Source organism: Nonomuraea sp. NPDC049400 (assembly GCF_044466425.1).
Classification (GTDB): Bacteria; Actinomycetota; Actinomycetes; order Streptosporangiales; family Streptosporangiaceae; genus Nonomuraea.
In genome coordinates, this window is record NZ_JBITMP010000010.1 from 167,612 (window position 1) to 188,535 (window position 20,924).

At 68.8% G+C, this 20,924-nt stretch carries 19 protein-coding genes; 17 read left to right on the forward strand and 2 right to left on the reverse strand.

Translation table 11 applies throughout. The features are described 5' to 3' along the window. Positions 1–155 precede the first annotated feature (155 nt). The 11 genes from ACIBVN_RS17825 (at position 156) to ACIBVN_RS17875 (ending at position 12,139) form a co-directional block, all read left to right on the forward strand. Positions 156–1,373 carry an MFS transporter gene (locus ACIBVN_RS17825; protein WP_397137533.1) on the forward strand — a complete coding sequence of 406 codons (1,218 nt, stop codon included), beginning with the start codon at positions 156–158 and terminating at the stop codon, positions 1,371–1,373. 33 nt (positions 1,374–1,406) lie between these two features. Further along, positions 1,407–2,444 carry a zinc-dependent alcohol dehydrogenase family protein gene (locus ACIBVN_RS17830; RefSeq protein ID WP_397137535.1) on the forward strand — a complete coding sequence of 346 codons (1,038 nt, stop codon included), beginning with the start codon at positions 1,407–1,409 and terminating at the stop codon, positions 2,442–2,444. Positions 2,445–2,518: 74 nt separating this feature from the next. Then, positions 2,519–3,166 (forward strand): (2Fe-2S)-binding protein, encoded by a 648-nt coding sequence (locus ACIBVN_RS17835; RefSeq protein WP_397137537.1) that lies wholly within the window; start codon positions 2,519–2,521, stop codon positions 3,164–3,166. A gap of 7 nt (positions 3,167–3,173) precedes the next feature. Then, entirely contained in the window at positions 3,174–4,154 is a 981-nt protein-coding gene (locus ACIBVN_RS17840) for an FAD binding domain-containing protein (RefSeq protein ID WP_397137539.1), read from the forward strand. Next, positions 4,151–6,346, forward strand: a complete 2,196-nt coding sequence (locus tag ACIBVN_RS17845; protein WP_397137541.1) for a xanthine dehydrogenase family protein molybdopterin-binding subunit — start codon at positions 4,151–4,153, stop codon at positions 6,344–6,346. The genes ACIBVN_RS17840 and ACIBVN_RS17845 overlap by 4 nt, the downstream gene beginning before the upstream one ends. Before the next feature lie 232 nt (positions 6,347–6,578). After that, positions 6,579–7,880 (forward strand): ABC transporter substrate-binding protein, encoded by a 1,302-nt coding sequence (locus ACIBVN_RS17850; protein ID WP_397137543.1) that lies wholly within the window; start codon positions 6,579–6,581, stop codon positions 7,878–7,880. A gap of 26 nt (positions 7,881–7,906) precedes the next feature. Further along, positions 7,907–8,794 (forward strand): carbohydrate ABC transporter permease, encoded by an 888-nt coding sequence (locus tag ACIBVN_RS17855; protein ID WP_397137545.1) that lies wholly within the window; start codon positions 7,907–7,909, stop codon positions 8,792–8,794. Beyond that, positions 8,791–9,618 carry a carbohydrate ABC transporter permease gene (locus ACIBVN_RS17860; RefSeq protein ID WP_397137547.1) on the forward strand — a complete coding sequence of 276 codons (828 nt, stop codon included), beginning with the start codon at positions 8,791–8,793 and terminating at the stop codon, positions 9,616–9,618. Before ACIBVN_RS17855 ends, ACIBVN_RS17860 begins: the two co-directional genes overlap by 4 nt. Before the next feature lies 1 nt (position 9,619). Continuing rightward, positions 9,620–10,384, forward strand: coding sequence for an alpha/beta hydrolase family protein (locus tag ACIBVN_RS17865; protein WP_397137549.1), 765 nt, complete (start codon positions 9,620–9,622; stop codon positions 10,382–10,384). Between the two features lie 140 nt (positions 10,385–10,524). After that, positions 10,525–10,761 carry a hypothetical protein gene (locus ACIBVN_RS17870; RefSeq protein ID WP_397137551.1) on the forward strand — a complete coding sequence of 79 codons (237 nt, stop codon included), beginning with the start codon at positions 10,525–10,527 and terminating at the stop codon, positions 10,759–10,761. 79 nt (positions 10,762–10,840) lie between these two features. After that, positions 10,841–12,139: an FxsB family cyclophane-forming radical SAM/SPASM peptide maturase gene (locus tag ACIBVN_RS17875; RefSeq protein ID WP_397137553.1), complete on the forward strand. Its 1,299-nt coding sequence runs from the start codon at positions 10,841–10,843 to the stop codon at positions 12,137–12,139. Here ACIBVN_RS17875 and ACIBVN_RS17880 read toward each other — a convergent pair. Further along, positions 12,123–12,803, reverse strand: a complete 681-nt coding sequence (locus ACIBVN_RS17880; protein ID WP_397137555.1) for a GAP family protein — start codon at positions 12,801–12,803, stop codon at positions 12,123–12,125. The genes ACIBVN_RS17875 and ACIBVN_RS17880 overlap by 17 nt on opposite strands. 76 nt (positions 12,804–12,879) lie before the next feature. Here ACIBVN_RS17880 and ACIBVN_RS17885 point away from each other — a divergent pair, with 76 nt between their 5' ends. From ACIBVN_RS17885 to ACIBVN_RS17900, 4 genes are all read left to right on the forward strand, one after another. Next, positions 12,880–13,524: a TetR/AcrR family transcriptional regulator gene (locus ACIBVN_RS17885; RefSeq protein WP_397137557.1), complete on the forward strand. Its 645-nt coding sequence runs from the start codon at positions 12,880–12,882 to the stop codon at positions 13,522–13,524. A gap of 149 nt (positions 13,525–13,673) precedes the next feature. Next, a complete protein-coding gene (locus ACIBVN_RS17890) occupies positions 13,674–15,080 on the forward strand; it encodes a hypothetical protein (RefSeq protein WP_397137559.1) in 1,407 nt (468 codons plus the stop codon). A gap of 13 nt (positions 15,081–15,093) precedes the next feature. After that, positions 15,094–16,728: a Dyp-type peroxidase gene (locus tag ACIBVN_RS17895; RefSeq protein ID WP_397137561.1), complete on the forward strand. Its 1,635-nt coding sequence runs from the start codon at positions 15,094–15,096 to the stop codon at positions 16,726–16,728. Positions 16,729–16,856: 128 nt separating this feature from the next. Beyond that, positions 16,857–17,360, forward strand: coding sequence for a pyridoxamine 5'-phosphate oxidase (locus ACIBVN_RS17900; RefSeq protein ID WP_397137563.1), 504 nt, complete (start codon positions 16,857–16,859; stop codon positions 17,358–17,360). A 470-nt stretch (positions 17,361–17,830) separates the two neighbouring features. Here ACIBVN_RS17900 and ACIBVN_RS17905 read toward each other — a convergent pair whose 3' ends face one another. Then, positions 17,831–18,721 carry a LysR substrate-binding domain-containing protein gene (locus tag ACIBVN_RS17905; RefSeq protein ID WP_397137565.1) on the reverse strand — a complete coding sequence of 297 codons (891 nt, stop codon included), beginning with the start codon at positions 18,719–18,721 and terminating at the stop codon, positions 17,831–17,833. A 120-nt stretch (positions 18,722–18,841) separates the two neighbouring features. Here ACIBVN_RS17905 and ACIBVN_RS17910 point away from each other — a divergent pair, with 120 nt between their 5' ends. Beyond that, positions 18,842–19,609: a hypothetical protein gene (locus ACIBVN_RS17910; protein ID WP_397137567.1), complete on the forward strand. Its 768-nt coding sequence runs from the start codon at positions 18,842–18,844 to the stop codon at positions 19,607–19,609. Then, positions 19,606–20,913 carry an MFS transporter gene (locus ACIBVN_RS17915; protein WP_397137569.1) on the forward strand — a complete coding sequence of 436 codons (1,308 nt, stop codon included), beginning with the start codon at positions 19,606–19,608 and terminating at the stop codon, positions 20,911–20,913. Before ACIBVN_RS17910 ends, ACIBVN_RS17915 begins: the two co-directional genes overlap by 4 nt. Positions 20,914–20,924: the final 11 nt, after the last annotated feature.

Consider the following 20,924-nt stretch of genomic DNA (forward strand, 5'->3'; position numbering starts at 1 on the left):
GGTAGAGGTTGTGCCCCCGATAAACCGGACCTCCCACGCGCGCGATGGAACCGATTTCCTGGGCGTTGCCACAAGGAGTGACGGCATGCCGCCGTCGCCCGGCAGGCAGGGGCCCTGCCGGTGACATCTCCCCATTCTCAGCAAGGAGGTCCGCTATGCGTGGAGCAGTGCTGCACGCCCCCGGCGGCGTCGGCGTCGAAGGCGGTGAGCGTTCGCCCACCCGGCTTCCGTTCGTCATCCACGTGCTGGCGTTGGGGACGTTCCTGATGGGCACGACCGAGTTCGTGGTGGCGGGCCTGCTGCCGGAGATCGCGGGCGATCTGCAGGTGAGCGTGGGCCAGGCGGGGCTGTTGATCACGGTCTTCGCGGTCGGGATGATCGTCGGCGCGCCACTGATGGCGCTGCTGACGCTGCGGCTCCCGCGACGGGTGACGCTGATGCTCGCTCTGGGCGTCTTCGCGGCCGGGCATGTCATCGTCGCGCTCGGCTCCAGCTTCGTGCTGCTGCTGGCGGCGCGGTTCCTGACGGCATTGGCGACCGGAGCGTTCTGGTCGGTGGCCTCCGTGGTGGCCACCCGCGTCGCCGGTCCTGCCGCGAGCGCCCGCGCCTTGGGCCTCGTGGGCGCCGGGGGCATGCTCGCCAACGTCGTCGGTGTGCCGCTCGGCGCGTTCGCCGGGCAGCTCATGGGCTGGCGGGGGCCGTTCTGGGCGCTCGCGGCTCTGGGAGCGGCGGCCGTGGGGCTCATCGCCCGATACGTCCCGCACGACGGCGCGGACCACCAGGCGGTGTCGATCCGGTCGGAGTTGTCGGCTCTGCGCTCCGGCCGCCTGTGGCTGGCGCTGGCGGCGTGCGCGACCACGACCGGCGGCGTGCTGTCGGCGTACTCCTACATCTCGCCGCTGCTGACCGACCGGGCCGGCATCGCCGCCGGCCTCGTCCCGCTGGTGCTCGCCGGCTTCGGCGTCGGCGCCCTGGCGGGCTCGGTCCTCGGGGGGCGCCTTGGAGACGCCCGCCCGCATGCGACGACCATCGTGGCGGCCGCGGCGGCCACGGTCCTGCTGCTGGCGATCTGCCTGCTGTCCGGCCATGCCGCGCCCACGGTCGCGCTGGTCGCCCTGCTGGGGCTCTTCGGGCTCGGCGCCAACCCGGTGTTGATCTCCCTGGCCGTCCGCTTCGCGGGCCAGGCGCCCACGCTGGGGTCCTCGCTGAGCGTCTCGGCGTTCAACTTCGGCACCGCGGCCGGCTCCTGGATGGCCGGCCTCGCCCTCGGCTCCGCCCTCGGGGTCACGGGTCCCGCCGTGGTCGGCACCGTGATCGCCGCACTGACCTTGGTCCCCACGATCGCCTTGACCTGGGCGAACTCTGCTTCATGAGCATCTGATCGCATATCGAACGGAGAACATCTGATGCGCGCAACCCTGATGTACGGCGCCGGCGACGTCCGAATCGAGGAGGTCCCGGACTCCGCCATCAAGCTGCCCACCGACGCGCTGGTCCGCGTCACCGCGTCCTGCATCTGCGGCAGCGACCTGTGGCCGTACGGCTCGATGTCCCCAGCGGACGGCCCCGAACGGATGGGGCACGAGTTCATCGGCATCGTTGAGGACACCGGCTCCGCGGTGACCACCGTCAAGAAGGGCGACCTGGTCGTCTCACCGTTCGCCTTCTCCGACGGCACCTGCGAGTTCTGCCGCGAGGGCCTGCACACGTCCTGCGTCCAGGGCGACTTCTGGCCCGGTCTGCCCGACGAGGGCGGCCAGGCCGAAGCCGTCCGTGTCCCGCTCGCCGACGGCACCCTCGTCAAGCTCCCCGTCGCCGCCGACTCGGCCCTCATCCCGTCCCTGCTCACGCTCTCGGACGTCTTCGGCACCGGCCACCACGCCGCCGTCGCGGGCGGCGTCAACGAGCGCACCCGGGTCACCGTGATCGGTGACGGCGCCGTCGGCCTGCTGGCCGTGCTGTCGGCCAAGCGCCTCGGCGCCGAACAGATCATCCTCATGGGACGCCATCAGGCGCGGACCGACCTCGGCCGGGAGTTCGGCGCCACCGACGTCGTCTCCGCCCGCGGCGAGGAAGGCATCGCCCAGGTCCGCGATCTCACCGGCGGGCACGGTACGCATGTCGTCCTCGAAGCCGTCGGCAACATGCCCGCCTACGAGCAGGCAGTCGGGGTCGTCCGCCCTGGCGGCGTCATCAGCCGCGTCGGCGTCCCGCAGTACGAACAGGCCCCGATCGGCTTCGGCAGTCTCTTCCGCCACAACCTCGGCCTGGCCGGAGGACCGGCGCCGGTCCGGGCCTACATCGAGGAGCTGATGCCCGACATCCTGGACGGCACCATCCAGCCGGGGAAGGTCTTCGACGCCACGACCGGCCTCGACGGCGTCCCGGGCGGCTATCAGGACATGGCCGACCGCAAGAGCCTCAAGGTCCTCATCAAGCCTTGAGGTCCCGCCTTACGGCGACGACGGTCCCGCCTCCTGTCGTGCCGCTGATCCAGCTGTGAAGCGAAGGAAGAAATATGTCTGATGAAGCCCCTTTGTCTGCTGTTCCGCCCACCGCCGCAGCCGGCGAGTCCTCCTCGGCGCTCAGCCGGCGCACCTTCATCACGACCACGACCACCGCGGTCGCCGCGGGCGGGCTCATCCCCGGGACGTCCCCGCTGAGCGTCGAACCGGCGGCCGCTGCTGAGGTGTCGCCCAGCGGACGGGTGTCGCTGACCGTCAACGGCGAGCGGCACGCCGCGGTGATCGACAACCGGACCTCGCTGCTGGATCTGCTGCGTGAGCAGTTCGGGCTGACGGGCACCAAGAAGGGCTGCGACGCCGGGGCCTGCGGCGCCTGCACCGTCCTGGTCGACGGCCGCCGGGTCAACGCCTGTCTGACGCTGGCGGTACGGCTGGAGGGCGCCAAGGTCACCACCATCGAGGGGTTGGCCCCGGGCGAGGACGACGACCTGCACCCGTTGCAGGAAGCGTTCATCGAGCAGGACGCCTTCCAGTGCGGCTACTGCACCCCCGGACAGATCATGTCCGGCATCGGCTGCATCCGGGAAGGCCACACCGGCTCCCCGGAGGAGATCAGGGAGTGGATGAGCGGCAACATCTGCCGCTGCGGCTGCTACGTGAAGATCGTCAAGGCGGTCGAGCAGGCCGCCGGCGGAAAGTGAGGTCCGGATGCATCCCTTCTCCTACACCAAGGCCGCCGATATCGATGGCGCGCTCACCGGCGGCCGGCGGGGCGGCCGCTACATCGCCGGCGGCACCACCCTGGTCGACCTGATGCGCGAGAGCGTCGAGCGTCCCGGTGAACTGGTCGACATCAGCGCCCTGCCGCTGCGCGAGGTGAGCACCACCGCAGGCGGGGGACTGCGCATCGGCGCGCTGGTGTCGATGGCCGAGGCCGCCGCCCACCCCAAGGTCCGCGCCACCTTCCCCGTCGTGGCGCAGGCGCTGGAGCTGAGCGCCTCGCCGCAGCTGCGCAACATGGCCACCATCGGCGGCAACATCATGCAGCGCACCCGGTGCACGTACTTCCGCGATGTGACGGCGGCCTGCAACAAGCGCCGGCCGGGCTCGGGGTGCGCGGCGCTGGACGGCTTCAACCGCAGCCACGCCATCCTCGGCGCCTCCGGCCAGTGCGTGGCCACCCACCCCTCCGACGTCGCCGTGGCCTTCGCGGCGCTGGAGGCCACCGTGCACCTGCTGGGCCCGGACGGGGAACGCGGCGTCGCCTTCGCCGACTTCCTGCTGCCACCGGGTGGCACCCCGCACCGGGAACAGGCCCTGCGCCCAGGCGAGTTGATCGTCGCTGTGGAGATCCCGGCCCTGCCACGCCCGCTCAGGTCCGGGTACCTGAAGGTCCGCGACCGGCAATCGTACGAGTTCGCGCTGACCTCGGCGGCCGTCGCCCTGCACGTTCGAGGCGGGGTGATCCGCGCGGCGAAGGTCGCCGCCGGAGGCGTGGGCACCGTGCCGTGGAAGCTGCCCGCGGTCGAGCGGCACCTTGTCGGCGAGCGCCCCTCGGCGTCCCTGTGGGCAGCCGCCGCCGAGCGGGCGGCCGACGGAGCCCGCCCGCTGCGGCACAACGGTTTCAAGGTGGAGTTGCTGAAGCGGACCGTAGAGCGTCAGCTGCGAGTCGTAGGAGGTACGAAGTGAGCCCCCAGCCGCGGGCAGCCGTGGGTGCGCCGCTGTCCCGGGTGGACGGGCGGCTGAAGGTCACCGGGCAGGCGCTGTTCGCCGCCGAGCACGACGTGGACGGTGTCGTGCACGCGGTCATCGTCGACAGCAGCATCGGCCGTGGACGTATCACCTCGATCGACACCCGCGCCGCCCTGGCCCACCCGGGGGTGCTGCGGGTGATCAGTCACCGCGACGCGCCGAAGCTGCCGTACCGCGACAACGCCGGGTCGAACAACCCGCCCGGGCGCCGGCTGCGCGTCTTCCAGGACGACCGGGTGCTCTTCCACGGTCAGCCGGTCGCCGTCGTGGTGGCCACCACCCTGCAGGCCGCGCAGCACGGTGCGAGCCTGGTCGAGGTCCGCTACGACGCCGAGCAGCCCGCTACCGACCTGCACGAGGCCGACGCGGACGAGCCGACGCGCTATGCGCGCGGCGATGCCGAGGCCGGCCTGCGTTCCGCGGCCGTCAGGATGGACCTGACCTACCGGACGGCGCGCAACCATCACAACCCGATGGAGCCGCACGCCACCATCGCCCGCTGGAGCGGCCACCGGCTCACCGTCTGGGACAAGACCCAGTGGGTCGTGGGCACGCAGAACGAGCTCGCCGCCGTGTTCGGCATCCCGACGCAGTCAGTACGGGTGATCTCGCCGTTCGTCGGCGGCGGATTCGGCTCCGGGCTGCGTTGCTGGCCGCACGTGGTCGTCGCCGCGTTGGCCGCCCGCGAGACGGGTCGTCCGGTCAAGCTGGTCCTGAGCCGCAGGCAGATGTACTTCGGCACCGGCTTCCGGCCCTCCTATGAGTACCGTCTGCGCCTGGGCAGCGACCAGCGGGGACGCCTGACCACCATGGTCCACGAGATGGACGCCGAGACCTCGTCGTACGAGAAGTTCACCGAGACCATCATGCCCGCGGGGCAGATGCTCTACAGCATGCCCAACGTCTCGCAGGCCTACCGGACGGTGCCGCTGGACGTGAACACGCCGCTGTGGATGCGCGGCCCGGGCTTCGCCACGGCGTCCTTCGTCATCGAATCGGCCCTGGACGAACTCGCCCACCAGCTCGGCGTCGACCCGATCGAACTGCGCAGGCGCAACGAACCGGCTGAGGACGAGTCCAGCGGGCTGCCGTTCTCCACCCGCCGGCTGCGCGAGTGCTACACCGTCGGCGCCCGCGAGTTCGGCTGGGCCCGCCGCCGTTCCGAGCCGCGCTCCCGGCGCGAGGGCGACTGGCTGATCGGCATGGGCATGGCCGCCGGCGTCTACGAGACACATCGCAACACAGCCCAGGCCCGGGTCCGTCTGAACGCCGACGGCACCGCGCTGGTCGAGGCGGCGGCCAGTGACATGGGGCCGGGCACCTACACCTCCCAGACCCAGGTCGCCGCCGACGCACTCGGGCTGGCCATGCGCGCGGTGACCTTCCGGCTGGGCGACTCGCTGTTCCCGCCGACCCCGCCGCACGGCGGCTCGATGACCATGGCAAGCGTCGGCTCCGCCGTACTCGACGGATGCAACCAGGTGCGACAGCAGGCGATCAAGCTGGCCGTCGAGGACCGTGACTCGCCGCTGTACGGGGTGGCCGCCCAGGACGTCGTCGTCCGCGGCGGCCGGATGCACGTCAAGGACGATCCTGCGCGCGGCGAGACGTACCGGCAACTCCTGGCCCGCAACAACCGCCCCCGCCTCGAAGCTCTCGGCTCCTTCTCCCGGCCGTCGGGGCCCGAGCGGCACTCTCTCTACGCCTACAACGCCACGTTCGCCGAGGTCGCCGTCGACGCGACGCTGGGACTCGTGCGGGTACGGCGCATGCTCGGCGTGTACGACGCCGGACGCATCATCAGCCCCAAACTCGCCCAAAGCCAGGCAATCGGCGGCATCGTGGGCGGCATCGGCACAGCCCTGCTGGAACACACGGTCACCGACCACCGCGACGGCCGGATCGTGAACGCCAACCTGGCCGACTACCTCGTCCCCGTCAACGCCGACGTCCCCGACGTCAGGGCGATCTACCTGGACGGCGAGGACCGCGAGGCCGACCCGCTCGGCGTCAAGGGACTGGGCGAGGTCGTCCATGTCGGGGTCGCGCCCGCGATCGCCAACGCCGTCTTCAACGCCACCGGACGCCGGATCCGCCAACTGCCCATCACCGCCGAAGCGCTGCTCTGACCTGGGGCCCGATCCAGCGAATCTGAGCACACACAGCCGGTCCGGCAGCCGCTCCCGCCCGGCTGCCGGAGCCGGCAGGAACCGTTGCCTGAATATCGGCCATATCGGCGATCTCATCTGGGAAAAGGGTGGGTACCGTTACCCAAATCGAGCCTTGACACCCTTTCAAGTAACGCCTACGTTAACCGCATCGGGGGTCCGCTTAAAACGATTCAAAAGCCCTGGAGGGTGTGTGAAGACCTCCCACCGCACACTTGCGACGGCCGTAGCGGTCCTGGCGCTGGCGGCCCTGACCTCCTGTGGCTCCGGTTCGGAGCCCGCTGCTGACGGCACCATCACCCTGTCCTTCATGACGGGCAGCGATCAGTCGACCGTGGACACATCCAAGGCGCTGGCGGACGCGTTCATGAAGGCCAACCCCACCATCAAGATCGAGATGGAGAACCAGCCGGGAGGCAGTGAGGGCGACAACATCGTCAAGACCCGGCTGTCCACCGGCGAGATGACGGATGTGTTCTGGTACAACTCCGGCTCCCTGCTGCAGGCGCTCAACCCGGCCCAGACCCTGGTCGATCTCACCGGCGACCCCGTGCTGGCCGACGTCCAGCCGGACTACCTGCCGGTGGTGACCCAGGGCGACCACGTGTACGGGGTGCCGGCCAGCGCCGCGTCCGGTGGCGGCATCCTCTACAACCGCAAGGTCTACGAGAAGCTCGGCCTGCAGGTGCCCAAGACCTGGGACGAGTTCATGGCCAACAACGCGAAGATCAAGGCGGCCGGGATCACGCCGGTGATCTCGACGTTCAAGGACACCTGGACCTCGCAGTTGCTCGTGCTGGCCGACTTCTACAACGTCCAGGCCGCCGTGCCGAGCTTCGCCCAGGACTACACCGCCGGCAAGGCCAAGTTCGCCACCACCCCGGCCGCGGTGGCGGGTTTCCAGCACCTGGCCGACGTGCACGCCAAGGGCTACCTCAACAAGGGGTTCGGCTCGGCCACCCTCGATCAAGGGCTGAAGATGCTCGCCGAAGGCAAGGGCGCGCACTACCCGATGCTCACCGCGATCCTGCCGCCCGTACTGGCGACAAGCCCGCAGGCGGCCACCGACATCGGCTTCTTCGGCGTACCGGGCAGCGATCCGGCCAAGAACGGCGCCAGCGTCTGGGAGCCGCCCGCGATCTACATCGCCAAGACCACCAAGCACCTGGACGCAGCGAAGAAGTTCGTGGCCTTCGTCGCCTCGCCGGCCGCCGCCGACGCGATCAACAAGGCGGTGCAGCCGACGGGACCGTACCGGGTGAAGGGCGCCAAACTGCCGGACGACGCCATGCAGGTGGCCAAGGACGTGCAGGCGTACATCGACAAGGGTGCCACCGCACCCGCGTTGGAGTTCCTGTCCCCGGTGAAGGGCCCGTCGCTGGAGCAGATCACCGTCGCGGTCGGCTCCGGGCTGACCTCGCCGGCCGAGGCTGCCGCCCAGTACGACAAGGACGTGGAGAAGCAGGCCAAGCAGTTGGGCCTCACGGGGTGGTGACCAGGCAGGCGGCCAGACCTCACGTCATGCCCGAGCAGGAGCTCGCCCGTCCGGCCAGGCGAACGTCGCCCTACCCGTACGCGCTGTACCTGCCGGCCGCCGTCGTCTACCTGGTGATCTTCCTGGTGCCGACGGTGATGGCCTTCTACTTCGCGCTGACCCGCTGGACCCTGTTCGACAGCACCTTCGTGGGGCTGCAGAACTTCACCGACTTCTTCGCCGAGCAGAACCTGCGCATCGGTTTTGCCAACACCGTCTTCTACGCGTTGGTGACCAGCGGGCTGAAGGTGGTGCTCGGGCTGCTGCTGGGCGTGCTGCTGACCAGCAGGCTGCGGCTGCGCGGTTTCCTGCGCTCGGTGGTGTTCTTCCCCGTCCTGGTCTCCACGGTGGCGGTCGGCATCACCTTCAGCATGCTGCTCAAACCCGACACCGGGCTGGTCAACAAGGCGCTCGCCCTGGTCGGCGTCGAGGGTCCCGACTGGCTGGGCGACGCCAGGACGGCGCTGCTGTCGGTCGCGCTGGTGGACGTGTGGAAGGGCGTCGGGCTGGCCACCGTCATCTACATCGCCGGCATCCTGTCCATCCCCCGCGACTACTACCAGGCCGTCGCGGTGGACGGCGGGAGTGCCTGGCACCGCTTCCGCCATGTCACGCTTCCGCTGAGCTGGCCGGCCACGTATTCGGTGATCATCCTGTCGTTCATCGGCGGGCTTCGCTCGTTCGACCTGATCTGGACGATGACCCGCGGCGGACCCGGCTTCACCAGCGACACCATCGCCTCGATCATCTACAAGCAGTACCAGGCCGGCTTCTTCGGCCTGTCCACCGCGGGCAACGTGCTGCTGTTCCTCGTCGTCACCGCCGTCGTACTCCCGCTCAACTACTTCCTCGGCAAGAGGCAGGTCGCCCTATGAGAGCCGTCAAAAGGCTCGGCGCGGAAGCGATCGCGCTGCTGCTGGCCACCGTGATCTTCCTGGTGCCGTTCGCGCTGATGCTGCTCACCGCGGTGAAGGACCAGACGCAGGCCACCGACCTGGACTTTGCCTGGCCCACCAGCTGGCCGATCGTGCAGAACCTCGTGGAGGTGATCGAGGCACGCGACTACGTGCTCTTGCGCGCGTACGTCAACAGCACGGTCCTGACCGTGGCGTCGGTGGCACTGATCGTCGTCTTCGCCGCGATGGCCGCGTTCGTGCTGCAGCGCCGCGCGGGCCGGCTCGGCTCGGTGGCCAACTTCCTGGTGCTGTCCGGGCTGATCATCCCGCTCGCGATCGTGCCCACCATCTGGCTGCTGCAGGCCCTCGGCCTGTTCAAGACCCTCCCCGGGCTGATCCTGGTGGAAGTGGCGTTCGGATTGTCGTACGCGGTGCTGCTGTTCCGCGCCTTCATCGCGGCCATCCCACGCGAGCTGGACGAGGCCGCCCAGATCGACGGCTGCACCGGCCTCTCACTGTTTCTCCGGGTGATCTTCCCCTTGCTCCGGCCGGTCACCATCACCGTGATCCTCACCAGCTCGGTGGCCATCTTCAACGACTTCGTCAACCCGCTCTACTTCACCCCCGGCGACGAGAACGCCACCGTGCAGGTCACCCTCTACAACTTCCAGAGCCAGTACAACACCCAGTGGAACCTGCTGTTCATGGACATCGTGCTCATCACGATCCCGCCGCTGGTGCTGTTCATCTTCTTCAACCGCAAGATCGTCGCCGGGATGACCGCCGGCGCCATCAAGGGATGACATGAATCACGACTTCCAGTACAACGGGCGGACTCTGCGCTCCACGCTGCACATTCCCGAGGCGGCAGGCGCAACCGGCCGGCCGACGGTGGTGTTCGTCCATGGGTTCGCCAACAACCGGATGGAGAACCGCTCCTTCGTTCTGATGTCGCGACTGCTGGAGAGCGCCGGCATCGCATCGGTCCGGTTCGACCTGTCCGGGCACGGGGAAAGCGACGGCGACTTCTTCGACGTCACCATCACCGGAGAAATCGCCGAAACCCGATCCGTCGTGCAGGCCGTACGCGGCTTCGACTTCGCCGACCCTGACCGTATCGGCCTGGTCGGGATGAGCATGGGCGGTGTCGTCGCGGGCATCGTGGCCGCCGAGGAGCCGGACATCCGCGCCGTGTGCCTGTGGTCGCCGGCCGCCGTCGCCCCCTTCGAAGTGAGTGCCGGCCGCCTCAAAGGCCGCGACATCGCCGCCGAGATCAGCCAGAAGGGCTACTTCGACGCCGACAGCCACCGGATGAGCCAGGCCTTGGTCGACGACATCGCCGGCCTCGACGTCTATGGCCGGTCCCGTCCGTACGCCGGACCCGTACGCATCATCCACGGCGACGAGGACGACATCGCCCCGCTCTCCTACGCCCGCCGCTATCTCGACCACCACGACGGCAACGCCGAGCTGGAGGTCGTCGAAGGCGCCGACCACGGCTGGGCCACCGTTCCTCACCGCACCCGGCTGCACCAGTCCACATTGCAGTTCCTCCGGGAAAATCTTTGATGGCCTCGTGGAGCTGGGCAGCGAAGAGTCGGCTTTGTAGTGGTTTTGTAGCGACTCTGTGAGGTGGCGCGGTACCGTCCGGCTGTCGTGATCAACTTCGATTAATCCCAGATGTCCAGCCGTACGGAAAGGAGTATCCAATGTCGGAACGTGAAGACAATCTCGTACGGAAGGTGGCCTTGACGGCTGCCGCGTTCGCTGCCGCGTCCGCAGTGGGGGTCGGAGCAGCCGGTGCCGCTTCGGCTGCCGAGTCCTCTCAGGCGAATCTCTCCGAGGTCGCGGCGACCACCGACCAGAACAGCGCGCTCGGTGCGGTGCTGAACCGGGTGACCGCCGACGACGACATCTTCCGTCCCTCCGGCATCTTCAACAGGTGACGGAACGGTTCGTTCCCGTGGCTGATCGGGCCGTGTAGCGCCCTGCTGGGACACGAAGGGCAGAGAGGCGAAGGACATCGTGATCGAGCTACCGATCGTGCAGGTGACAGAGCGAGCTGCCGAATGGCCGACTCAGGACGTGACCGATCAGGCGCTTGAGGATCCGTACTGGCGCCCTCTGCCCTTCGTGGAATTCGCTCTCAAATTCCACGGCCGGTGCAACCTGGCCTGTGACTACTGCTACATGTACGAGATGGCCGACCAGAGCTGGAAGAACAAACCGGTGGCCATGTCACGCGAGACGATCGACCAGGTCGCCTTCCGGCTCGGAGAGCACCTGCGGGCGCACGCCGACGAAATTCAGGGAGCGTCGGTGCGGATGCACGGCGGCGAAGCGCTGCTCGCCGGCGCGGATCAATTCGCGTACGCGGCGCGAGCGTTCCGGAGCGCCGCGCCGTCCGAGGTCCCGCTGCGGCTCGTCACCACCACGAACGGCGTGCTCCTTTCTGACGAGAAACTACTGAAGGTCCTGGCCGAACACCGCATCGGTGTCACGGTCAGCCTCGACGGCGACAGGGAAGGCCAGAATCGTCACCGCAAGTACGCCAACGGCCGCGGCAGCCATGACCTGGTGATGCGCGGCATCGAGGTGCTGAACCGCCCCGCTTACCGTGACCTCTTCGATCTTGTGCTGTGCACCGTCGACCTGGAGAACGATCCCCTGACCACCTACGAGGCGCTGCTCGCCACCGGGGCGCCGGCCGTGGACTTTCTGCTGCCGCTCGGCAATTGGTCGTCTCCTCCACCGGGATGGACCTCCGGGGACGGGGGCACCGCGTATGCGGACTGGCTGATACCGATATTCGAGCGCTGGTATTCCACGGTGCCGCTTCCGGCCGGTGTCAGGCTCTTCGAGAACATCATGACTGTGTGCCTCGGCGGTCATGCCTACACCGAGGGGCTGGGGCTCCACCCGTTCCAGCTCATGGTCATCGAAAGCGACGGGACCATCGAACTCGGCGACGCTTTGAAGTCCACCTACGAGGGCGCCCCGTACACCGGCTTGAACGTTTTTCGCAACGCGTTCGACGACGCGCGCCTCCTTCCGGGCGTCGTCGCCCGGCAACGAGGGGTGGCCGGTCTGTCGCCGATCTGCGTTTCCTGCTCGATCCGGGATATCTGCGGGGCCGGCGAGTACAGCACTCGATACCGCGCCGGCTCGGGATTTCTCAATCCTTCCGTCTACTGCGCCGATCTGGCCAAACTGATCTGCCACATCCGCGACCGGGTGCTCACCGACATGGACCGGTTGAGGGCCGAGCGCGCGGAGGCCGGTTGCGGCCCGGGAACCAGTGGATGCGCTATCCCCATGGAGTAACGACGGTTACTTCCGGGAAGAGCACGTCTGCTGCCTCCAGGAGGATCAGGCATCCCGCTATCCCGACGATCCAGCGCAGTGTCGTGCGGGATCCGGAGGAGAGCTTGTTCTGCCACCGCTCAAACCGTTCACGCATACGTTCGCCCAGGGCAGCCCATGCGACGAAGAGCAGGATGCCTGGAATCACCATGATGGTCACGTACACGCCGAGGAGCGGCGACCACTGGACGGCGGGCAGCCCGGCCGAGGTCATGATGCCGATCGCGCCGAAGTACGGCACGGCGGTGGCGAACTCGAACAGCCAGGTCCCCAGCCCCAGCAGCAGCATCGTGCGCACGGTGAAGGACCGGGCCCGGATGGATGCGCGTTCGGGGTTCTTGTCGGGGATGAAGTAACTCCCCACGATGAGCGCTGCGCCGAGGACGGCCTGTCCCCAGGCCCACACGGTGTCATCGACGACTGGCACGACAGCGCCCAGGCCGAGCATGAGCAGCACGCCTAAGGCGAAGTACGCGATCGCGACCGATCCGAGGTACACGCCAAGCAGCGCACCCGCGCGGTGCGGCCTGGCCAGCAGCAGGTAGAGCGTGATCCCGATCACGGTGGGACTCAGCGTGTCGAGCAGGGCCAGTCCGAGCACCGCGCCGATCGTCTGGATCGACAAACCTGTCTCCTTCCGGGAGCCGGCGAGCCGTAATAACACGCCCGTGTTAGCTAACGTAGCACAGACGTGTTAGCATGTGGCCGTGCCGCGACTCGTTGATCATGACCAGCGACGGGCCGAGCTCGGCGAGGCCGCCATCCGGGTGATCCTGCGCGAAGGCCTTGCCGGTGTGACCGTCCGCGGAGTCGCTGCCGAAGCCGGCTGGTCCACCGGGTCCCTGCGGCATTACTTCAGCAATCAGTACGAATTGCAGGCCTACGTCGTACAGGCCACCACCGACACCCTCCGTCGACGGGTTCTCCCGCGCGTCCAGCGGCCCCGCACCGCGGATTCGGTGGTGGAAGGGGTCGCCGCGATCGTGGAGGAGATGCTGCCGCTCGATGCCGAGCGGCGCGAGGAATACGCGCTGTGGTCAGCGGTCGTGGAATGGGAACGTCAACATCCTCCGGAAGGAGGCTCTGTGACGTGGGGCGACCAACGGGCGCTGTACCGCCAATGCATCGCCGCCCTGCGCGGATGCGAGCCGACCCGCGATCCGGGTCAGGCCACGCTCCCGCACCCTGATGCCCAGGTCGAGCTATGGGCGGCGCTCCTGCACACGTTCGTCGACGGGCTCGCCTCGCAGATCATGAACACACCCGGCGAAGTGTCCGCCGGCACCGCCGCACAACTGCTGCGTTCGCTGCTGCAGGCCGTACCTCCTGCACGGCCAGACCGGTGAGTGCGGCGTGACTGAAGAGTTGGTCAATCTATAGCTATCCGCCATTACTCAGTGTTATTTACCGAATACCTATGGTTATAGACCCCGTGTCGGGCTCTTGTGAGAGCAGGCTGTTGCATGCGTCGCTGACGGAGAAGGAGCGGGTGCCGATGTCCGGGGACCCTGGTGCGGGGCGGCGGTACGACCCGCCGGGCAGGTTGCCCGACTTCAAGCACATTGAGGGGCAGTCGCAGCAGTGGAGCCATGCGGTCTCCGGCTGGTTCGACGAGTGCATCGCCTATCAGGAAGCCCACAATCTGCATCCAGGGGACAAGTGCCAGTACTACAACTGGCTGACCACGAGCCCGCCGGGGCCGGAGATGGCCCAGACGATCGTGTGGAACGCGTTGCCGAACACGCTGGTGCGCCGGTTCGGGCAGGCCAAGGCGGTGGAGCTGGCCGACCGGATGTTCCCGCTGACTGAACGGGCAGACGGCGCGGGCGGCTACTTCACGGGAAAAGTTTGGGAGGAGACGTTCTATCGGCCGCACGACGAATACTGCGAATGGCGGGTGATCAGGAACAGCTCGGGCAAGATCGCGAAGATCGTTTTCACCTCCGAGCCCCCCGAGTACTGGCAGGCCCTCCACGGCGACACGCTGCCAGGGGCGAACGAGGACTCCACGGCCAAGTACTCCTTCCGGGGTGACCGCGCACTGATGCTGGAGCTGTACCGCACATACGTGGACAAGAACGTCCAACTGAAGGACCTTCAGGCGCAGCAGGATCTGATCGACGAGACCACCAAGCGGGTGGTGATCCCGGCCGGTGCGTACAACCCGTGGAACAAATGGAACACCACCCACGGTGTGATGCATCTGTGCCAGCCGGACAACACGCTGGTCGCCGAGATCGCTCTCGGGGCCGACGCCACGGTCCTGCGCCGGCGGGGCGACCGGCCGGTCGAGAACCCTGATGAGCTCGTGTGCTGCGCACGCTACGGCGGACCGATGCGCAACAGCGATCCGACGATCGGCGCCAGCGTCAATTCCCTGGCCCGGATGGGCTGCTGGATCACCCTGCGCAACCCGGTCGGGCTGTACATCCATCACATCGACCTGGCCGGGATCACCCGCCCCGACGGGACACCGCATGGCAGGCCGATCACGCCTGAGTACTTCCGGGTCGAACGGGGCTCGCTGACCGAGCAGTTGATCGCACGGGCGGTGTTCGAGGTGCCGCCCTCGGAGCAGCCCGCCTCCGGCGAGCCGCTCACCGTCAGCGACCTGCGGATCGCCGGCGTTCCCATCGAGTACGGCGCCCAACTCGCCGGGCGCATCACCGTCGCGCTCACGGGCGTGGCCGCCGGTCCCGGGTCGTTTCACAACACGCCCGTGGGTTGCGTCGGCCGCTGCTGCCAAGGACAGGAGAACCCGATGTTCCTGCGTCTGGTGAGCCGCGACGCCGCGTGCCCGGACGGGATGCGGCCGGCCTTCGACTATCCCGGCGCTGAGAACGCCGCACCGGAAGCCCGTCTCGTCGCCGACACCGCGCCGCGCCTGCGACACCGAGCCTAGAAGAGGGATCACCATGACCACTCCGGAAGAGGAGCCCCCGCTGGACGGTGACGAGATCCAGGGCAACATCGTCCCCGGATTCCTCAAGCCCCACATGGCAGTGCTCGCTCTGAGCCTCGATCGCGACGATCTTGCTCGGATGAGGCGGTGGTGTCACGACATCGCCTCGAAGGTCACCACCCTGACCACCGTGATGAGTACCAGAAGGCAGGTGCGGGCACTCGAACACCAACGCGCTGAGGCGAAATTGTCCGCCCTGAGCGGCCAGGCCGAGCCCGGCGCCCTGGGCCTCAGGGACGTCCTGGGCGAGGTGCGCGATGTGTGGCTCAGCGTCGCGTTCAGCCGGCCCGCATTGCAGGCACTGCTGACGGACGACCAGCGTGACAGCGTCGGGGCGTTCACCGACCCCGCGTTCCAGCTGGGCATGGCCGCGCGATCGACGGCCCTGGGCGACCCGGCCGACCCCGCCGAGCAGGGCCACCACAGCAAGTGGGCGGTGTGCGACCCGGACATCCTGCTGGTCATCGGCGCCGATGACGAAGGCGATCTGGGCGGCTACCTCGACGAGCTACGGCGGGAACTGGCCGGCCACGGTTTCGGCGTGGTCTACGAGGAGCTGGGGCACAAGCTCGACGCCGTCGGTTCGGAGCATTTCGGCTTCCAGGACGGGGTGTCGCAGCCCGGTGTGCGCGGCCGATACGGCCCGGACGGGGACTTCCTCACGCCCCGGTACGTGGCGGACATGGCCGGTCAGCGGCCTGAGTGCTGGCTGTACGGACTCCCCGGCCAGTACCTGGTGTGGCCGGGGGAGTTCGTGTTCGGCTACCCCGGCCAGGGCAGCGACCCGCTGTTGCGCGGCGCCGAACGGCTGCCCGGCCCCCACTGGAGCCGCAACGGGTCCTATGTCGCTTTCCGCCGGTTGTGGCAGGACGTGGCCGCCTTCCGCGCGTTCCTGGAGGAATCCGCACGCCGGCTGCTTCCCTGGGAGGTCACCCCCGAGAAGATCGGCGCCGATGTCGTGGGCCGCTGGCCCAGCGGCGCGCCGGTCGCCCGCACTCCCGGCGAGGACATCCCTGAGCTCGGCGTGGACCGGATGCGCAACGACTACTTCGAGTTCGGCTCCGACGCCCGCACCCTCGTCCTCACCGACGGCGAGACCACCGACCGCGACCACCCGGACGCCGACGCCGATCCGATCGGCCTGACCTGCCCGCAGTTCGCGCACATCCGCAAGGTCAATTCGCGTACCGCCGCCAACGACGCGGGCGGCCGAATGGCGTCCTTCACCCGCCGGATCCTGCGCCGCGGACTTCCCTACGGGCCGCTCTACGACCAGGACCCGGCTGCCGACCGCGGGCTGCTGTTCCTGTCGTACCAGAGCTCGATCGTCGACCAGTTCGAGTTCCTCAACCGCCAGTGGATGGGCGACTCCGCCAACCCCCGCAGCCCCGGGGGCCACGACATGCTCGTCGGCCAGAACGGGCAGCCCGGTGAGCACCGGCTCCGCCAATGTGCCGTCCCCACCGCGGGCGGCACCACCCTGGCCGCAGCACGCGACTTCGTCATTCCCGCCGGGGGCGGCTACTTCTTCACGCCGTCCATCACCGCACTGCGCGAAGTCCTGGGCGCGCCCGCCACACCGGCATGAGGGGGAGGCGGCGCGGCGGGCGAGCTCGGCTGTGAGCGCCAGGAACTGGCCGATGACGCGTCACCTCAACCGGACCGATGAGTTTCGGGTGGGTCCGCGGTCAACACCTTGGGATGAAGGGAAAGGACATGACCATGGCGGACTTCCCGCAGGGTGACGTGCGGTTGCTGAAGACCGACATCGCGCAGCGCCTGCTGCACTCGACGATTCCCGCACGACTGGCGTACGTGGCGACCGACGGGACACCTCGGGTGATATCGACCTGGTACGTCTGGACAGGCGAGGAGCTCGTCATGGCGACGTACGTCAACTGCCCCCCGATGGGGATCACCCGCCCGGCGCGGCGGCTCCATGCCCTGCGCGCCAACCCCGACGTCGCCGTCACCATCGACACCGAGCCCCAGCCGCCGGACGTGCTCCTGCTGCGCGGCCGTGTCACCATCACCGAAGTCGACGGCATGGTGCCCGAGCAGGCCCAGGCGGCACGCCGTTTCCTCGGAGCGGAAGGCGGCGCCGGCTACGTCGCCCAGGCCGATCACCCCGCAACGAAGATGGCCCGCATCGCCCTCCGCCCCACCTGGGTGGGCGTCCTCGACTTCCAGACCCGCCTCCCCGGCATCATCGGCGCCTGACAATTGGCAGCCGGGTTTCGGCTCCCACCCGGCGTGGCCAGGCCGCCATACCGGAGGAGATCGCCCTGGCCGGGCTGTGGTTGACCTCGCCGGAGGAGAGTTGCCGGCGAGGCAGTCGCGCAGGGTGCGAGCGGCCGGGTCGGGCACAGCCCGCAGCCCGTCCACCAGGAGCACGACCAGCCCGAACAGTGGCACGCAGACGAGGACGGGAAAGACGAGCGCGCCTGCAGACGTCCCCCGCGGTCCGGGTGGCCAGCAGCACCAGCAGCGCGGAGAGCACCTCCGAGACACCTGTCTCGCACCCCTGACCGGGGGCGACGCCTGCGCCATGCCCACACGGCGGCGACGTGGCGCGCCCCGCTGGCGATCTCGCTGATGCGGGTGCCGACGTCATACGGGATCTGGATGGCGACATCGGAGCGAAAGTCTCGTCGAGCGGGCCGTCCAGGGCGGGGGACAGCGCCTTCGGGTCACGTCCAGGCTCTGACATTGGGGCTGAGCAGCAGGTCCTTGCCGAGCTCGGCGCCCAGCCGGTCGGCCGCCGCCCGCTGGGGATCGTGGGCCACGACCACGGAGAGGGGCACCGAAGCCAGGCGCTTGTCCTTGATCGGGATCGCCGTGATGCCGCGCCGATCCGCGTCACGGGGCAACGCCGGCAGGGTCAGCAGCGTCGCCGCTCCCCGCGCCACCGCGAGTTCGAGCGCGAGGGTCAGCGTGTTGGTCTCACCGACCAGGTCCACGGCGACATGGTGCTCGTGGCAGGCCCGGTCGACCTCGTTCCGGATGCCGAACGTCGCGTCGGGCAGCACCACGGGCAGCCCGGCCAGGTCGGCCATCGTCACGGACTCGCGTCCGGCGAGCGCGTGGTCGGGTCCCACCATCAGGTGCACCGGCAACGCGGTGGTGGCAACGACCTGGACGTGCTTGCCCACATGACGCCCTGACGAGAAGCCGACGTCCAGCTCACCGCCGGCAACGTGCTCGATCACCTGTTGCGAGGGCAGCATGAGCAGGTCCAGGCGGGTGCCGGGAGATCGGCGGTCCAGTCGTGCGGTCAGTGCCGAGGCCAGGCCCACGAGACCCTCGAGCAGCCCCACCCGCAGGGTGGGGACGGCGGCGGTCCCTCCCCGCAGCCGTTCACGCAGCGCCTCGTCACGGTCGGCGGAGGCGACGAAGTGCTCCAGCGCGATGGTGCCGGCCTCGGTCAGGCGCATCCCCGAGGCGACCCGGTCGAACAGGCGCACCCCCAGGTCCTTCTCCAGCAGCCGGACCTGACGGCTGACCGCCGATGGCGCCACCAGCAGGCTTTCCGCCGCGGCGCGAATGGAACCCTGGGCCGCGACCTCGACGAAGTAGCGCACAGACGGACTGGCCCACCTCACGAGGTGTTCACATCAAGGCAACGCATCATGCGAAACATTCTATTGGCGCGAACGCCGCCGGACAGGGCACCCTGAAACCACCGCTCACGAGGAAGACCTGTGTCAATGCTTTCCAAGACCCCCTCCGGCCGCGGCTATTCGTACCTGCCCGCGGTCGCCCAGTACTCGGCCGGTGTCGTCGCAGATGACGGTCACGAGCTTCGACGGCATGTGATGTCACCCGGGCTCCCGCTGGCTGACGGCTTCCGCGCGATCGAGGAGCTGCTCGCCCGTCGGAACCTGCCGGGCACCGCGCTCTGCGCCATCGAGCTCCGCTCACCCACCGCGATGACGGAGGACGAGTTCGGCGATCTCAACCGCAGGTACCGAGCCGAGCTCGAACGGCTCCGCATCCTCCTCGACGACGCCAACCCCGTCGCGCGGACGAACGTGTGCCCCCTCGGCGGCACTTCCGCCGAACCTGTGATCCACGCCTTCACCTACGCCCGGCGCGCGACCGGCCCGGTGCCGCCCACGTTCGTCGTCGCCGGCAGCGCCGAGGCTCCCGAGGGGCGGGACTCGTACGCGGGCCATGCCGTGGCGTCCGGCGACGTCAGCGAGAACGGCCTGGCCGCCAAGGCCACGTGGGTGCTCGACGAGATGGAGCGGCGTCTGTCGGCGCTCGGCCAGGGCTGGTCCGCGTGCGCGGACGTCAACGTCTACACCCGCTTCCACGGGATCGGCTCGCTCGATGGCGCGGTCACGCGACGGTGCGGGCAGACGACCCGCACCGCGTGGTGGCAGGCGACGCCACCCGTCAAAGGGCTGGAATTCGAGATGGACTGCCGGACGGTCGTTCCCGACGAGCCATCGGCAACCCTCCGATGAGCACCCCCTCACAGGCGGCCACCCCGCGTCCCGTCGCCGCCATCGGCCCCACCGCTCGCAAGGCACTCGTCCGGCTTGTTCCGTTGCTGGCACTCGGATACCTGCTCGCCTACCTCGACCGCGTCAACGTCGGGCTCGCCAAGCTGCAGCTGCAGAGCGACCTGCATCTCAGCGACGCCGCGTACGGCCTGGGAGCCGGGCTCTTCTTCGTGAGCTACATCGCGCTCGAGGTGCCGAGCAACCAGATCGTCACCAGGGTCGGCGCCCGGATGTGGCTGGCCCGCATCATGATCACCTGGGGAGTCCTCACCGCTGCGATGACGTTCGTCACCGAGGAGTGGCACTTCCACCTGATCCGCTTCCTCATCGGCGCGGCCGAAGCCGGGTTCTTCCCCGGCGTCCTGTACTACCTCACCTTGTGGTTCCCCACAGCCCTGCGCGGCCGGATCCTCAGCTACTTCATCCTCGGGCTGCCGATCGCCTCCATGATCGGCAACCCGTTCGGGGGGTGGATCATGTCCGCCTTCCACCACACCGCCGGCCTGTCCGGGTGGCAGTGGTTGTTCATCGTCGAGGGGGCGCTGCCCGTGGCCCTGGGGATCGTCTACCTCGCCAGGCTGCCCGACGCCCCGGCCACGGCGCCGTGGCTGACCGACGACGAGCGTTCCGACCTCACCTCGGCACTCACGCGGGACGCACCTGCCGGCGGCCATGGTGCGGCGAGCTTCGTACAGGCACTCAGGTCCGGCCGCGTATGGCTGCTCGGGTTCATGTGCTTCGCCTCACTCATGACCACCTACTGCCTGAGTTTCTGGCTCCCGACGTTCATCGCGGACGCGGGAGTACACGACCCGCGGACCGTGGGACTCCTCGCCGGCGTCCCCCATCTCTTCGGCGCCCTCGCGCTGCTCGCCAACGCCTGGCATTCCGACCGACACCGCGAACGCCGCCGGCACATCGCCGTCCCCTTGCTGGTCTGCGCCGCCGCACTCGCGTCGACGACCCTGGCCACAGGGCACCTCACCCTTGTGATCATCACGTTCACCGTCGCCAACATGTGTCTGGTCGCCCACTATCCCGTGTTCTGGTGCCTGCCAGGGACGTTCCTCAGCGGCCCATCGGCCGCGGCCGGTTTCGCGCTCGTCTCCTCCATCGGCAACGTCGGAGGGCTCCTCGCGACGTACGCCGTCGGGTGGCTGCGTGACCTGACGGGCACCGCGGCGCTCAGCATCCTGACCTTCGCCGCCGTCCTCGTCGTCAGCGCCGTCGTAGCCGTCCGCCTGCCCCGCTCTGTGAATCGATAGGAGCACCGCGC

Excerpts from the sequence above, each read along its gene's own strand:
- ACIBVN_RS17825 (WP_397137533.1), top strand. The coding sequence starts at position 156 with ATGCGTGGAGCAGTGCTGCACGCCCCCGGCGGCGTCGGCGTCGAAGGC.
- ACIBVN_RS17830 (WP_397137535.1), top strand. The coding sequence starts at position 1,407 with ATGCGCGCAACCCTGATGTACGGCGCCGGCGACGTCCGAATCGAGGAG.
- ACIBVN_RS17835 (WP_397137537.1), top strand. The coding sequence starts at position 2,519 with ATGTCTGATGAAGCCCCTTTGTCTGCTGTTCCGCCCACCGCCGCAGCC.
- ACIBVN_RS17840 (WP_397137539.1), top strand. The coding sequence starts at position 3,174 with ATGCATCCCTTCTCCTACACCAAGGCCGCCGATATCGATGGCGCGCTC.
- ACIBVN_RS17855 (WP_397137545.1), top strand. The coding sequence starts at position 7,907 with ATGCCCGAGCAGGAGCTCGCCCGTCCGGCCAGGCGAACGTCGCCCTAC.
- ACIBVN_RS17860 (WP_397137547.1), top strand. The coding sequence starts at position 8,791 with ATGAGAGCCGTCAAAAGGCTCGGCGCGGAAGCGATCGCGCTGCTGCTG.
- ACIBVN_RS17865 (WP_397137549.1), top strand. The coding sequence starts at position 9,620 with ATGAATCACGACTTCCAGTACAACGGGCGGACTCTGCGCTCCACGCTG.
- ACIBVN_RS17870 (WP_397137551.1), top strand. The coding sequence starts at position 10,525 with ATGTCGGAACGTGAAGACAATCTCGTACGGAAGGTGGCCTTGACGGCT.
- ACIBVN_RS17890 (WP_397137559.1), top strand. The coding sequence starts at position 13,674 with ATGTCCGGGGACCCTGGTGCGGGGCGGCGGTACGACCCGCCGGGCAGG.
- ACIBVN_RS17895 (WP_397137561.1), top strand. The coding sequence starts at position 15,094 with ATGACCACTCCGGAAGAGGAGCCCCCGCTGGACGGTGACGAGATCCAG.
- ACIBVN_RS17900 (WP_397137563.1), top strand. The coding sequence starts at position 16,857 with ATGACCATGGCGGACTTCCCGCAGGGTGACGTGCGGTTGCTGAAGACC.
- ACIBVN_RS17915 (WP_397137569.1), top strand. The coding sequence starts at position 19,606 with ATGAGCACCCCCTCACAGGCGGCCACCCCGCGTCCCGTCGCCGCCATC.